At 63.2% G+C, this 13,658-nt stretch carries 12 protein-coding genes and 1 pseudogene; 6 read left to right on the top strand and 7 right to left on the bottom strand.

What is annotated here, in order from left to right:
• The 3 genes from QTI66_RS34280 to QTI66_RS34270 form a co-directional block, all read left to right on the top strand.
• A partial coding sequence (locus QTI66_RS34280) for a Bug family tripartite tricarboxylate transporter substrate binding protein (protein WP_286564843.1) occupies positions 1 to 427 on the top strand: 427 nt, incomplete at its 5' end.
• A 5-nt stretch (positions 428 to 432) separates the two neighbouring features.
• Complete coding sequence (locus tag QTI66_RS34275) at positions 433 to 1,230, top strand: MBL fold metallo-hydrolase (RefSeq protein WP_286564842.1); 798 nt, start codon at positions 433 to 435, stop codon at positions 1,228 to 1,230.
• A gap of 28 nt (positions 1,231 to 1,258) precedes the next feature.
• Complete coding sequence (locus QTI66_RS34270; protein WP_286564841.1) at positions 1,259 to 2,002, top strand: ABC transporter substrate-binding protein; 744 nt, start codon at positions 1,259 to 1,261, stop codon at positions 2,000 to 2,002.
• A 283-nt stretch (positions 2,003 to 2,285) separates the two neighbouring features.
• Here QTI66_RS34270 and QTI66_RS34265 read toward each other — a convergent pair whose 3' ends face one another.
• The 4 genes from QTI66_RS34265 to QTI66_RS34250 form a co-directional block, all read right to left on the bottom strand.
• Positions 2,286 to 2,903 (bottom strand): Crp/Fnr family transcriptional regulator, encoded by a 618-nt coding sequence (locus QTI66_RS34265; RefSeq protein ID WP_286564840.1) that lies wholly within the window; start codon positions 2,901 to 2,903, stop codon positions 2,286 to 2,288.
• Between the two features lie 249 nt (positions 2,904 to 3,152).
• Positions 3,153 to 3,434: a hypothetical protein gene (locus tag QTI66_RS34260; protein WP_286564839.1), complete on the bottom strand. Its 282-nt coding sequence runs from the start codon at positions 3,432 to 3,434 to the stop codon at positions 3,153 to 3,155.
• A 764-nt stretch (positions 3,435 to 4,198) separates the two neighbouring features.
• Positions 4,199 to 5,002, bottom strand: coding sequence for a tetratricopeptide repeat protein (locus QTI66_RS34255; RefSeq protein WP_286564838.1), 804 nt, complete (start codon positions 5,000 to 5,002; stop codon positions 4,199 to 4,201).
• A gap of 38 nt (positions 5,003 to 5,040) precedes the next feature.
• A complete protein-coding gene (locus QTI66_RS34250) occupies positions 5,041 to 5,991 on the bottom strand; it encodes an MlaD family protein (protein WP_286564837.1) in 951 nt (316 codons plus the stop codon).
• 594 nt (positions 5,992 to 6,585) lie between these two features.
• On the opposite strand from QTI66_RS34250, the gene QTI66_RS34245 reads away from it, so the two are divergent.
• Positions 6,586 to 7,821: a vanadium-dependent haloperoxidase gene (locus tag QTI66_RS34245; protein WP_286564836.1), complete on the top strand. Its 1,236-nt coding sequence runs from the start codon at positions 6,586 to 6,588 to the stop codon at positions 7,819 to 7,821.
• A gap of 1,068 nt (positions 7,822 to 8,889) precedes the next feature.
• Here QTI66_RS34245 and QTI66_RS34240 read toward each other — a convergent pair.
• Both QTI66_RS34240 and QTI66_RS34235 read right to left on the bottom strand, forming a co-directional pair.
• The gene (locus QTI66_RS34240; protein ID WP_286564835.1) at positions 8,890 to 10,026 is read right to left on the bottom strand and encodes an IS110 family RNA-guided transposase; all 1,137 of its coding nucleotides are present in this window, start codon (positions 10,024 to 10,026) and stop codon (positions 8,890 to 8,892) included.
• A 130-nt stretch (positions 10,027 to 10,156) separates the two neighbouring features.
• On the bottom strand, positions 10,157 to 10,522 hold the full coding sequence (locus tag QTI66_RS34235) for a transposase (RefSeq protein WP_286564834.1): 366 nt from the start codon (positions 10,520 to 10,522) through the stop codon (positions 10,157 to 10,159).
• A 101-nt stretch (positions 10,523 to 10,623) separates the two neighbouring features.
• On the opposite strand from QTI66_RS34235, the pseudogene QTI66_RS34230 reads away from it, so the two are divergent.
• A pseudogene (locus QTI66_RS34230) lies at positions 10,624 to 12,116 on the top strand (3-(methylthio)propionyl-CoA ligase); the annotation flags it as partial.
• 4 nt (positions 12,117 to 12,120) lie between these two features.
• A complete protein-coding gene (locus QTI66_RS34225; protein WP_286564833.1) occupies positions 12,121 to 12,450 on the top strand; it encodes a YeiH family protein in 330 nt (109 codons plus the stop codon).
• Here the strand turns inward: QTI66_RS34225 and QTI66_RS34220 are convergent.
• Positions 12,366 to 13,328: a SphA family protein gene (locus QTI66_RS34220; protein WP_286564832.1), complete on the bottom strand. Its 963-nt coding sequence runs from the start codon at positions 13,326 to 13,328 to the stop codon at positions 12,366 to 12,368. The two genes, QTI66_RS34225 and QTI66_RS34220, sit on opposite strands and share 85 nt — an antisense overlap.
• Positions 13,329 to 13,658 lie beyond the last annotated feature (330 nt).

The raw sequence follows: 13,658 nt of genomic DNA, 5'->3' as shown, positions 1-13,658 counted from the left end.
TTACAAGGGTGCAGCCCCAGCACTTGCCGACCTGCTTGGCGGCACGCTCTCGTTCACGTTCGACACGGTAGTCACGGCGGTTCCGTTCATCAAGGACGGAAAGCTCAGGGCGTTCGCGGTTTCAGGTCCACGTCGGGCATCTTCTCTCCCCTCTTTGCCGACCATGCAGGAGATCGGCTACAAGGGCTTTGACATCACCCAGTTCCAGGGGCTGCTTGCCCCTGCGAAGACACCGCAGGCGATCATCGATCGACTTCACGACGAGGTGACCAAGGCACTCAAATTCAAAGACGTTGCAAACAGGCTTGCGACTGAAGGTGGCTACGAGATTGTCGGAAGCACGTCCGTCGCATTTGGCGAACATATCCGCTCGGACCTTGACCGCTATGGAAAGCTCGTCAAGGATGCAAACATCAAGCCGGAGTAGCCGCCGTGTACACCGTCGAAGTCCTGATTCAGGGTTTTCCGGGGCGAGCTGTCTGCCATGGAGGCCTTGGCTGGAGCACCATTTCGCTTCTGCGCGGCGCCGGGCTTACGATGCTCCTCGACGTGGGTGCGTTCGGTGTCCGCAAGCCGCTTGCGAAGCAACTCGCACAGCGCGACGTTGCGCCTGAAGACATCACCGACGTCATCCTTACCCATCTGCACTACGACCATGCGGTCAACTTCACCCTGTTTCCCAACGCAACGATCTGGGTCGGTCGTAGGGAACTTGAATGGGCTTCTGCGGCGCGACCGGGCTTCGACCCGCTGCCAGAACTGTACGTCCAGGAGCTTGTGCGCCTCGATCGGGTTGGCCTGATTGATGAGGGCGACGAATTCTTGCCGGGCCTCACTGCGATCTGTTCCCGGGGCCACACACCAGGCCACTTGATGTTTCTCCTCACAGAGAGCGAAGTGCCGGTGCTGTTCACAGGCGATGCAGCCAAGAATCGCGCGGAACTTCTCTCGATGGATGTCCTCGACACCGGCGATCGCCCTGCAAGCATCAGTACCCTGGAACGCATCTGGGAAACGTGGCGGCGCACGCCCGGCACGCTGCTGATCCCGGGACATGACCTCCCCATGCAGCTCGACGACGCAGACCAACCTGTCTACGTCGGAGAACAAAGCGCAGGAATCACGGCGTGGTTCTCCCAGAGCCTTGGCCAGGCCACGATCATCGACCTGTGCCGAGAGGCCGAGGGCGGCATCTTTTCCGGGCTACTTGATCGCCGCGCGCAGCGGTGACACCTCTTCTTTTGAAAGACCTCCTCCCATGACAGTCCCTCCTGCTATCCGATCTGCACTGATGCCAAGTGGCGTGCTGCGTGCCTCGATCAATCTTGGCAACCCCATCCTTGCAAGCTGGGATGCCGGCAACTCTCGGGCGACCGGGGTTTCAGTCGACTTGGCGACCGAACTGGCCAAGCGCCTGCAGGGCGAAATGAAGCCAGTGGTGTTCGATGCCGCTGGGAAATCAGTGACTGCTGTCACCGGCGAGCAGGCCGATGTTGGCTTCTTCGCCATCGATCCCTTGCGCGGCGAAGGTTTGCTGTTTACAGCTCCGTACATATTGATCGAAGGGAGCTACCTCGTGCGAGAAGACTCAAGGATCGCAACGAACGAGCAAGTGGATGTCGAAGGCGTTCGGATCATGGTCGGCAAAGGAAGCGCATACGACCTCTACCTGACGCGCGAGCTCAAGAACGCCCAGATCGTTCGAGCCCACACGTCACCTGCGGTTGTTGACGAGTTTCTTGCTCAACACGCCGACGTGGCTGCAGGTGTGCGTCAGCAGCTTGCGTCCGACGCAGCAAGGTTGGAGGGGCTGCGACTCCTGCCTGGCAGATTCATGGTGATCCAGCAAGCGATGGGAACACCGCGCAGCAGGGGGATAGAAGCTGCCAACTATCTAAGCGAGTTCGTTGAAGAGATGAAAGCGTCAGGATTCGTCGCCGACGCCATGGCACGTCACGGCATCGAGGGTGCGCAGGTTGCGCCGCCGAAAGAAGAAGGTTGAGCGCACGCGCAGCCAGAATGGTCGCTCGCGTCCAAAAACTGCAACCGGGCATTCTTGATCACCTGCCTCAATGTCGGCCTTCAATCGAAGCGGACATGGCTTGGAGGCGGAGCGACAGACTGTTCATGGCCCCCTGCGTGTTCGCCACACTCGTCAATAGAAGCCCTTGGCCAACAGCGCGGTCACGCCGGGGCGGGTTCCGTGATTTGGTGACGCTTGCGGGGTTCGCTGGCTTGCCGGCCCCAAGCCGCGGAGCAGTCGGCGCGCTCGCCCTGGGGCTGATCTATGAAGGGCGGACTGGCCTGGGTGCCATCCGCGTTGCGTCGCGCATCAAGCGCTCCGCCGCCAGTTCGAGGAAGAAGAAGCCGAACTTCGGATTCTGGAAATACATCTGCCGTACTTCGTCGTAGGTCACCAGCAGAAGGGATCCGGCCTGTTCGCAGACAACCGTCTGTGTTCGCTTGCGCTCCCGGTTGATCAGGCCCAGTTCTCCGATGAAGTCGCCCTGCTCGAGTGCCACGTCGGCTTCCACCGCGCGAAAGCGCCCGCCCAGCACGAACATGACTTCTGCCGCATCGTCGCCCTGGCGAAAGAGCGTTTCGCCGGCCCGAGCAGCCTTGAGACGCGAGAATGGCTTGAGCCATTCCAGCGAGAGCCCGCTTGCCGAGGCTTCCATGATCTGGCGCGTGAGGCGCAACAATTGCCAAAGTCGCCACAGGTTCAAGGGGAGCAGCGTCAGGTGAAGCAGCATCACCGGGTAGACGTGGCCCAGCGCGCCATAGGTGATGAAGGCCAGGTTGGTGACGATGCCCACCATGCGCAGGTGCAGCATCGTTTTCATCGAGAAGGTGGCCAGCGTCATCAGCGCGCCGAGATAGCCGAAGGCCTCTATCCATTGCATGCCGAGAGCTCCATGGGTCGGTGTTGGTGGCAGTGCTAGCGGCTGCACTCAACGCATGAGTCCACCCGCATGCCGCCGGACAGCTGCCTCTGGTCGATGGCCTGGCTGGATCCCGTGTCTGACATGACGATCCTTCCCGTCTTGAAAATGAAGTAAACCCCCATCTGTCCGACCACGTTCGTGCCGGGAGATCTCGCGAAGTTTGCCGCCTCCCTCTTGGCAGTGGGGCCGCAAGCTGGACAGGCCTCGTCAAATGCCATTCACTGCATGCAGGAATGCAGGCAACGGCACCTTCGGTGCCGTTTGTCTTTGTGCCGCCGGTCGTCCTTCCAGAATCGTCGATGAGCCATCTGTCGTCCAGAATGTCGTAGCCATCTCATAGACGTCCTTGTATTGATACTCACTCGACAGGCGCACGAGCGGCGACTCAAATGCGAACTTGAGCGGCGCGGCATCTTCATCTGCGACCGCGCGGTAGACAGTCGAGCCGAGACTGAAGCCGCAGAAGGGGTCGGCAGCAATGTCGTCCATTTCGCCCGCGTAACGTCGCATATCCGCGCACGTAGATGATGGGGTGAAAGCGCTTGTCCTCTGCTTCATGGCGACGCTGCATTGCGTTGGGCTGCGCACTGTAGCGCAGCCCGGCGCGCACCATGACGCCTGGGTCATGCAGGGCCTCGGCCAGCAGCGACAGGGCGGCCGAAATCTTGAAGATCTCGTCTGGAGGACTACCGTTGCTTGCGAGGGCGGGGAGGCAGCGGGTTCAGTCCTGCGTCGTCGAAGACAAGACCTTTTGCGTCTGCATTGCCGATCACGAGTCGTCGGCCGAACATGCCGCATTGAGCGGCTTTCCGGCCAGCAAGGGCACCGAGGTGCGTGCCATCATCGAGCCGATGACCGCAGCTTGAGGCTGAACGGCGCGCACGGATGCGATACGCCACGGATTGGTTTCACATCGCCGTGAAGTTCAGGGCTGCGCAGATGTCGGCCGTGACGGGTCTCGTCATCAGCAGCGCGACGGTCGAGCGGGCGGTCAACGGGCTGGTCAGTGCTCGGATGACCAAGAGTCGGCAGATGTGGTGGTCGGCACAGTGTGCTTACCCTCTGGTCCAGCTTCGCACGGCGGTGCTCAACGGCACGCTGCGACCGCGGGACAGTCCCGTCCCTTGGCCCCATCAAAGCCACGAACGATAGCCAGTACCGCAACTACGAATGGGAGTTTGAGGCCGCCTGAACTTCAACCTCCCGGGCTTCTGTACGGCCTCCTTCACGGCCGCCGGGCCGCGCGCCTTGGGCTAGGGCGTGGGGGCTGCCAGCAATTTCGCAGTGCGCCGGGATCCCGCTTCGTTCTTGGCCGCCACCGCGACGTCGTGAGCCCGGGTCCAGTAGTCCTTGGCGCGCTCTGGCTCGTCTATGGAGGCCTGCCCCAGCAGCAGCAGGTCCTGATAGATCTTCTCGCTCGCCCCCGCGGCCTTGTCGATCTTCAAGGCTTCGTGAAGCAGCGGTACCGCTGCAGCCGGCGTCTTCAATGCGATGTAGGCGCCCGACTGCAGCCGCAGCGCGTTGGCCCTTTCCAGCGAATCTTTCTTGTCCAACGCGCCTTGGGCTTGCTGCGCGAGTCGCAATGCTTCCTCGGCGCGTCCCGCGTCCAGCGCCAAATATGACTTCAGGTTGAGTATCTTTCCCCTTGCGCTGCAATGGCCGCCGCAGAGCGCGCCAGCCCGGTCGAGATATTTTTCGGCACTTTCACGATCGCTTGCTTGCAAGGCCATGGCGCGCCGCAATGCGGCTTCGGCACGTCGGTCTGCGCTGAACGCGAGGCGGCGCTCGTCCATCACCAGGTCCAGTTGCTTCAGCGCCTCGTCCTGTCGGCCCATGCCGAGGTGGACCATGGCCAGGTTCAGACGCGTGGCTGCAATGGCATCGTCGTCCTCGATCGACTGGCCGACTTCGAGTGCTTGCTCAAAGGACACCAGCGCTCGCGGCAGGTCGCCCGCCTTGAAGCGATCCATGCCCTGCGTGTTGTAGCCTTGGGCCCGGATGTCCGCCGCGGAGCGCACGGCCGGCGTCGAGCAAGCCCCGAGCAAGATTGCTCCCACGAGACACAGGCCACAGGCGATCCATCGGCGCCCGCGGCTCATGGCGCCTCACCCGGCAGCGGCAGCCCGCCGATGCTGTCGATCGGCAGCGACTGCGGCGTGGTGGCAGTGCCGGTCAGCATGCTGATGGGCCAGGTCTGGCGCGCATTGCTGACCATCTGGTTGGTCTGCGTCGCCGCGGCCTGAACCTGGTCGAGCACGCCGGGCAGTTTTTCGGATGCCTTCTCTACCATGGCCTGCAGGTCGGCGCTGGCCTTTTGCGAGCTGGCCGCAGCCTGCTGCACCTTCTCGATCACCGCCGGCGCGCCCTGCTGCACGACCCCGATCGCGTGGTTGGCCTTTTCCAGTGTGGCCGCAGCGCCGCTCTCGACGGCCTTGACGGTCTGGCGTGTCTGGTCGAACACCACGTTCGTCCTCTCGACGATCTCGGGGATCTTCGAAGCAAGGTCCTGGCCCGCCTTCAGCGTCTGCTGGAAGGGGCCGTTCGGGTCCTTCAGGTTCCCTGTCAACTCGCGCGCATCGGCGATCACCGGCATCAGCGCGGTTTGCAGTTCCTGCACGATCTGGTCGCCAAGCTTGACGCGCTCGAGTGCCAGCACATCGCCGCTATCCACTGGTTGCGCGCCGCCGGGCGGGGGCACCAGGTCGATCGTCGGCTTGCCGATCAGCAGGTGCTCGCGAACAAGTCTCGCCTGCGTTCCCTTTGGTATCTGCGCCATGTGCTCCAGGTCGATACTCAATTCGATCCGTGCGCCCTGGTCACTGGACTGCGCGGGCGGCAGCGCGATGCTGCGAACGCGCCCGATCACGACGCCACGAGTCGTCACTCGCATGCCCTTTGAGATTCCGGCTGCGTCGGGCGCCGCGACGTAGAGGTGGTCCCGGCGGCTGAACACTCCCTCCTGGTAGGCGAAAATCAGCAGTCCGGCAACGATGACGGTGAGAGCGACTGCGGCAAAGGCCGAGCGTCTCGAAGGGGGTGTTGACATCGACATCCTCCTGCAAACGACGTGGTGAGTGGGGTGTAGCGAATCGCACTTTGCACTGTAACCGCGGCCGTCATTCAGGTGCTCGCTTAACGCCCTTGGGCGCCGATGCGCATGGCCTACCTGGAAAAACCCGATCCTCACTTCAGGACCTACGGGCCAAAGACGCGACGCGAGTTCCTCAGGGTGTTCGATCCCGCTGGCTGAGCAGCAAAGGGGGGCTGTTGGCGCAAGACTCTCTCACCCGGTACGTCTCAACGACTGGTTTCCTCTCGAACCGTCGTTCGAGCGACGCTGCGCGAGTGGCCGCAATCAGTCTTGAAGCGATTTTGTTCGTAATGCTTGCGATGGCGCGAGCCGGACAATGGTCGCACGCCGCTTTGCTGCGTAGTCTGGGGTCGAAGGCAACTGATTCTTGCGCGACGTAGGTCCGGGACTGAGCGAGTAGTCGACTCAGGGTAACGGCGCGCGAGGATGGTTTCAGATTGATTTTCCGCTACAGCCGTCGAAGCCATTTCTCATTGGCATCCATCGTGCGGGTGATGACAATAGCTGTGATCGGCAGTAGGCTGCTTGGTCTTCACATCGAAAGCTGCGATGAACCGCACAAAGAAGCCCACGTCGATGGCTTTGCTCGTTGCAGCTGTCGTGTTGCTTGCCGGTGAAACGGCGAGCGCGGATGCGGTCACGGACTGGAGCATCAAGGCCGGCAACATTGTGGTTGAGGCCAAATTGGGACCTCCGGCAGCCAACCGGACGCTTGCCATTGTCCAAACAGCCGTGTACGACGCTGCGAACGCCATTACCGGTCGTTATCCGACTGCCGGTCAGAAGCTGGAGACGGCGTCCGGGGCCTCAACTGACGCTGCAATCGCGGCAGCCAACCGCGCCACTCTCACGAAGCTCGTGCCGTCGCAACAGGCCTCCATCGACAGCGCCTACCAGACTGCGCTGGCAGCGCTTGCGGACGGCCCGGCGAAGAGCCAGGGCATCGCCGTGGGGGAGCAGGTGGCGTCTGCGGTCTTGTTTTCCCGCGCGGACGACGGTGCAGGCGCGGCGGAGGCGTACAGGCCTCGCACCACCGCCGGTGTCTACGTGCCGACGGTTATTCCGGCGGCCTCGCAGTGGCCGCAGCGCAAGCCGTGGTTGATGACGAGCGCGAGTCAATTCCGTCCTGGCCCACCCCCCAAGCTAACGAGTGAGCTGTGGGCGCGCGACTATGCCGAAATCAAGGCAGTGGGCGGAAAGACCAGCACGCAACGCACAACCGAACAGACAGAGATCGCCCGCTTCTGGGAAGATACGATGCCGCCTATTTACCACGGGGTCGTGCGCTCAGTCGCGAACATGCCCGGACGGGAACCTACGCAAAACGCGCGCCTTTTCATGGCTGTGACCCAAGGCACGGACGATGCATTGATCGCCGTGTTTGAAGCCAAGTACTACTACAGTTTCTGGCGACCCGTCACCGCGATCCGCAACGGCGACATCGACGGCAACGACGCGACAGAGCGGGATCCGTCGTGGACGCCCTTCATCGACACGCCCATGCACCCTGAGTACCCGTGCGCTCATTGCATTGTCTCGGCCACTGTCGGCACAGTGCTGAAAGCCGAAGTTGGGTCGGGCCCCATTCCGCCACTGACAACAACCAGCGCGACCGCCAAGGGTGTGACGCGCAGCTGGGCGACGATTGACGATTTCATGCAGGAGGTGGCCACAGCTCGCATCTATGACGGTGTGCACTACCGAAATTCAACCGAGGTTGGCACCGCCATGGGGAAACAAATAGGGGAGTTGGCTGCTGCAAAATACCTGCGTCCGCCCAAGTAGGCGACGAACGGTTGCGGCACTGTTCTGTCATGGAGCCGGTCGTTCGCTTCGAATGCGGCACTGCAGCGGGTGCTGTCCTTGAGGGTTGCTCGACGAGCTCACGCTGTGATGCCGCTTCCTGTCGTCCCAGGGGGAAGAAGAAGACCTCGGTACCAATGACTGGTCTGAAGGTACTGCAGTCGTAGGCCGGCTGCATCTTGACGGCGACCCCGCTATCGTAGATTCGAACGACTGCTTCTATGGGGACTTGTTTGTCAAGTCTTTCAATCAACATCTGAATGGCGTTTCATGGTGGCTACCTTCGTATTGCTGAGCGGGTTGGGCCGTGGCGGCATTGGTGACACATCTTGCTCCGAGGTCGGGTGTGGCGAGCGTTCGAGCCAGTGCCCGGACGAACTTCTATCCGTGCAGGATGCGGGACACCTTGCACCTCATGCTGCATGCGGCGAAGCGCACTGGCAACCCCGGTTACCGGCGCGCCCCTTCTTTCGGGACGGTCACTTCGATGCAGTGGCCCGCAGTCGTTGCGGGCGCGTCGACCTTTGATCATGATGATGCGTTCCTCGGCCGCCATTCGGGAGAGCAGGCTGCTTGGGGGACTGTGGCCGGCTTGAGCAAGGCCCCGGTCGGGATCTCGCCGTACTGAAGGTCGCGCCACAGCGCGAGCGCCAGTCTTCTCGCCAAGGCGACGATGCCCACTTCTATGGGGACTCTTTCGTCAAGCCTTTTTTATCAACGGTGTTCACGGTGTTTCATTGCGGCCCCGGTTGTTGATGATCCGATGAGACGACTGGCGGGGGCATAGGTGATGCATCCTGATCCGAGGTCGGGGTATGACGAGCGTTCGAGCCAGTGCTCGGACGAACTTCTATCCGTGCCAGGGCGTGGACACCCTGCACCTCATGCTGCATGCGCGCGAAGCGCACTGGCAAACCCCGGTTACCGGCGCGCCCAATCTCTTGAGACGGTCACTTCTGTGCAGTGACCCGTGGGCATCGCGGGCGCGTCGACCTTTGATCATGATGATGCGTTCCATGCCGAGCCGTGCATTGGGACCCAGACGGACCCTCAAGCAGTGGCCGGCTTAAGCGAGGCCCCGGCCGGGATCTCACCGTACTGCAGATAGCGCCACAGCGCGATCGCCAGTTTTCTCGCCAAGGCCACGATGCCTACGCGACGCATGCGCTTGCCTCCGCCAGCGAAGCGCCGGTTGAACCACTGGGTCAAGGCGCTGCCGGGCTGCCAGCGCAGCCAGCTCCAGGCGAGTTCGACCAGCAACGCGCGCGCTCGCTTGTTGCCGGCCTTGCTGATGCCTTGCTCGATCTGGCTGTCGCCGCTGGCATATGGCGTGGGTGCCAACCCTAGGCAGCCGGCCAGCTCGCGCCGGTTGGCGAAGCGCCGCCAGCCGAACACCTCCTTGACCAACACCCAGGCGCCTTGGGGCCCAATGGCGCGCAGCTGCGCCAGTTGCGCCACCTGCGGCTGTTTGCCATCTGCCAGTTCTTGGCGCCGCTCCGCCTCCATGGCCTTCACCTGCTGCTTGACCAGCGCCAGCCGCGCGCTCTCGCGCCCGATATCGGCGCGCAAGGCAGGCGGCACCTGCTCGCATTTGCGGCCCCACCAGCGCGCCCAGTCGCGCCCGCCGATGATGACTTTCGGACGCAGGTTGTGCAGCACCAGCAACGAACTGATGCGGTTCGTGTGTGAGGTGCGCTCCTGCGTCAGCCGGGCAAGCTCGCGGTGCGTGCGACGCGCGTCTTCGTCCTCGGGCGTGGGCTCGTACACCACCGACCACACACGCTCGCCGCGATGATGGCGCAGCAGCATCGCCAGCAGCTTGTCGCCATCGATACAGTCTGTCTTCGCCCGCCTGGCGTGTCGGTTCACCTCGATGCTCGAGGAGTCGACCACGATGTTGTCGACAGCCTGCTCGATCAGCCAGCGGTGCAGCCACCAGCCGTCGCGCCCTGCTTCGTAGCAGGCGTGCACCTTGGCCTGCGACTCGAGCTTGCAGCGCTCTCGGGCCTTTCCGATGCAATGCGCAACCGCGGCCGTGTCGCCGGCATCCACGTTGTACCGGCTCGGCCCGCGGTGACCATCGCTCGCCGTCAACTTCCACTGCTTGTCGCCGAGTTCAAAGCTCATGTACAGCTCGCCCTGGATCGCCGTATCCTTGACTTGTGGGACTGTCTGGGTTGTCGACATTTCCATCTCCTTTGCTACGAAGTTGAGGGAAATCCCGTTTTAGCTAAACGGGTCTTGCTCGGGTAGTCCCACATAGCATCTCTGCGCATGCGCCTGCCCCCGCCGGCGAAGCGCCGGTTGAACCACTGGGTCAAAGCGCTATCGGGTTGCAGGCGCAGTCAGCTCCAGGCGAGTTCCACCAGCATCGTCGTGCTCGCTTGTTGCCCGCCTTGCTGATGCCCTGCTCGATCTGGCTGTCGCCGCTGGCAAATGGCGTGGGCGCCAACCCCAGGCAACCGGCCAGCTCGCGCCGGTTGGCAAAGCGCGCCAGCCGAACACTTCCTTGACCAACACCCAAGCGCCCTTGGCTCCGATGGCGCGCAACTGGGCCAGTTGCGTCACCTGCGGGTGCTTGCCACCGGCCAAGCCCTCGCGCCGCTCGGCCTCCATCGCCTTCACCTGCTGCTTGACCAACGCAAGCCGAGCGCTCTCGCGCTCGATCTTGGCGCGCAAACACAGGCGGTACCTGCTTGCAATTGCGTTCCCACCAGCGCGCCCGGTCGCGTCCGCCGATGAGTGGTAGTCCGGACCCATAAGAGCCATTGCAATCCGCGTTGGGCGGAGCGGGCGCGCCGCGTGGCCAACGCACTCGCCCAGCGCGGCGTCGAGTTCGGAGACCGCGTCGCCACGTTGGCGTGGAACGGCTACCGCCACATGGAGCTGTACTACGGCGTCTCGGGCTCCGGTGCCGTGCTGCACACGCTCAATCCACGCCTGCACCCCGACCAGGTGGTGTGGATCGCCGATCATGCCGAAGACCAGGTTCTGTTCTTTGACCTGAGCTTCCTGCCGATCGTCGAAGCGATCGCTGGCCGCGTGAAGACCATCAAGGCCTTCGTCGCGATGACCGACCGCGCGCACATGCCGGCGTCCACCAAAGTGCCCAACCTGCTGTGCTACGAGGAACTGCTGGCCGACGCGAGCGACAGCTTCGACTGGCCGAGCTTCGATGAGAACAGCGCCTCGTCGCTGTGCTACACCTCGGGCACCACCGGCGACCCGAAGGGCGTGCTGTACAGCCATCGCTCGACCTTGCTGCATACCTATGCCGCGGCGATGCCCGATGCGCTGAACTGCTCGGCGCGCGACTCCATCCTGCCCGTGGTGCCGATGTTCCACGTCAATGCCTGGGGCCTGCCGTACGTCGGTTGCGCGGTGGGCGCCAAGCTCGTCTATCCGGGTCCGTTCCTGGACGGCAAGAGCCTGTACGAACTGTTCGAGGCCGAGGTGTGACGATGTCGGCCGGCGTTCCCACCGTCTGGCAGGGCCTGCTGGCGCACGTCGAGTCCAACGACCTGCGCTTCAGCACCATGCGCCGCACCGTGATCGGTGGCTCGGCCTGCCCGCCGGCGATGATGCGCGCCTTCCAGGAACGCCATGACGTGCAGGTGCTGCACGCCTGGGGCATGACCGAGGTGAGCCCGCTGGGCACCGTCTGCACGCTCAAGCCGGCGCAACTGGCGCTGGGCAGCGAAGAACGGCTCGCGGCCCAGTCCAGACAGGGACGCGCCGTGTTCGGCGTCGACCTCAAGATCGTCGATGCCGACGGCAACGAGCTGCCCTGGGATGGCAAGACCTCGGGCGAGCTGATGGTGCGCGGCCCCTGGATCGTCGCCAGCTACTTCAAGGGCGCCGGCGGCGACCCGCTGGTGGACGGCTGGTTCCCGACCGGCGACGTCGCTGTGATCGACGCCGATGGATTCATGCAGATCACCGACCGCGCCAAGGACGTCATCAAGTCGGGCGGCGAGTGGATCGGCTCGATCGACCTGGAGAACATCGCGATGGCACACCCTGCAGTGGGCATGGCCGCCTGCATTGCCGCATTCCATCCGAAATGGGACGAGCGCCCGCTGCTGGTGGTGGTGAAGAAGCCCGGTGTCGAGGTCACGCGCGAGGAACTGCTGGCCTTCTACGAAGGCAAGATCGCCAAGTGGTGGACGCCCGACGACGTCGTCTTCAGTGACACGATCCCGCTCGGTGCGACCGGCAAGATGCTCAAGCATCGCCTGCGCGAGCAGTTCAAGCACCACCGGTTGCCGACCGCCTGACGCCATGACCACCCTCACGATCGGCGCGGTCCCCGGGCGCGTGCGCTTGCTGTTTCCCGGCGTGCTGGCCTGTGGCGTCGTCGCTGCGGCCTCCACCTTCCTCTCGGAGCACTACGGCGCGCCGGTCATGCTGTTCGCGCTGCTGTTGGGCATTGCGATGAACTTCCTCTCCGGCGAGGGCGGCACATGCAAGCCGGGCATCGAACTGGCGGGCCGGACGCTGCTGCCTCTCAGTACGGCCTCGCTTTGTTACTTTTTTGGCCCCCCCAGTGGAATCGCCAGCGTGACCCATGCGTTCCAACCTTTGGGTCGGTTCTGCGCTTCGAACTCATAGTAGCCCTTCAGGTTCACGTACCACTTCTGCCCACCCACCGGGAAGAAGTAGCCGATCTGCGGGCCGACAGCGTAGACCCGCGACTTGAATTCCCCGAGGGTCGCCCCTGCACCGCTGTCGCCTGTCAGTTGTTGATAAAAGTAGCCCACCAGCCCGACATGCAGTTGCTCTGAAAGAAACTGCGAAGCCGCCCAATCGAGATGGCCGTCGATGCCGTTCTGGTAGTCGGTGTCGGGATTCTCGAAGTTGTAGGTGAAGCCGAGCGTTGCGGAGAACTCGTGGCCGGCCTTGGGGTCGAGATAGGTGTAGCCGCCGCCGGCGTCCAGTGACCAGTGGTTGGTGCCCAGGTTGGCCAGGCGCCCCGCTTGATACGCGCCCACCGGCACGCCCGCCATTGTGTAGGCCATGAAGTTGTGGACACCGCGATTCCATTTCAGGTAGGCAGACGGGTACAGGTCGCCGCCGCCGGTCAGGGCGTCGCTTTGACTTCCTGTTCGCGTGAGACCACCCGGACCCGTCAGCGTCGCATCCACGCCGACTTTGGTGTGCCCGAAGACTCCAGCGACGCTGACGCTGGCCTGTCCGCCCAACAGGGGCTCGGTGAACACGTACGTGGGAATCGCGAACAGGAGGTCCGCCGTCACGTCCAATCCTGCCCGCACCTGGCCGCCACGCGAGAACGCTTTGCCGACGCCCGCATCCGCGCTGGTGTGGTAGTACACGAGTGGCAAAGACCAGCCCGGATCGCCCGGTACGGCTGCGAAGCTGCCGAACTGCCCCGGCAGCCAGAAGCTCATGCCACCCTCGTCGGCGTGCGACACCGTCGATGCGGAGACCAGCAACGCCGCGGCGGCGAATTTGAACTGTCCAGTTTGCATGGCGGTTGACTCCTCGCAGCTACCGTCGATGAAGCACTCGAAGAACTGGCGGATCTTCCCCGCCTTTTCGTCGGAGCTCAGAACATCTTTTTTTTGATTCTGCCTTGCCCCCTTAAGCCGTCACGAAGGAATGCGCGTCAAACGTGTTGCTTGTACATCGTGATCGAATGACTGCCCTTGCACACTCGACCCCTGATGCCGCTTGCTGTACGACCGGGTTGAGTCCGAACCTGCCGTCGCTCAGCGTGCCGACGCAATAGATGGCTCGAGCAATCTGCCAACTGGAGGCTGAGCCGAGACGTAGTGCAGAATCCGGCAAAGAGCCTCACG

The organism is Variovorax brevis, from assembly GCF_030317105.1.
GTDB lineage: Bacteria > Pseudomonadota > Gammaproteobacteria > Burkholderiales > Burkholderiaceae_C > Variovorax > Variovorax brevis.
This window is presented reverse-complemented; position numbering and strand designations above follow the sequence as displayed.

Bases quoted from the DNA above. Each gene is read 5' to 3' on its own strand.
- QTI66_RS34265 (WP_286564840.1), bottom strand. From the start codon at position 2,903: ATGCAATGGATAGAGGCCTTCGGCTATCTCGGCGCGCTGATGACGCTG.
- QTI66_RS34240 (WP_286564835.1), bottom strand. From the start codon at position 10,026: ATGTCGACAACCCAGACAGTCCCACAAGTCAAGGATACGGCGATCCAG.
- QTI66_RS34245 (WP_286564836.1), top strand. From the start codon at position 6,586: ATGAACCGCACAAAGAAGCCCACGTCGATGGCTTTGCTCGTTGCAGCT.
- QTI66_RS34260 (WP_286564839.1), bottom strand. From the start codon at position 3,434: ATGGACGACATTGCTGCCGACCCCTTCTGCGGCTTCAGTCTCGGCTCG.
- QTI66_RS34225 (WP_286564833.1), top strand. From the start codon at position 12,121: ATGACCACCCTCACGATCGGCGCGGTCCCCGGGCGCGTGCGCTTGCTG.
- QTI66_RS34250 (WP_286564837.1), bottom strand. From the start codon at position 5,991: ATGTCAACACCCCCTTCGAGACGCTCGGCCTTTGCCGCAGTCGCTCTC.
- QTI66_RS34270 (WP_286564841.1), top strand. From the start codon at position 1,259: ATGACAGTCCCTCCTGCTATCCGATCTGCACTGATGCCAAGTGGCGTG.
- QTI66_RS34220 (WP_286564832.1), bottom strand. From the start codon at position 13,328: ATGCAAACTGGACAGTTCAAATTCGCCGCCGCGGCGTTGCTGGTCTCC.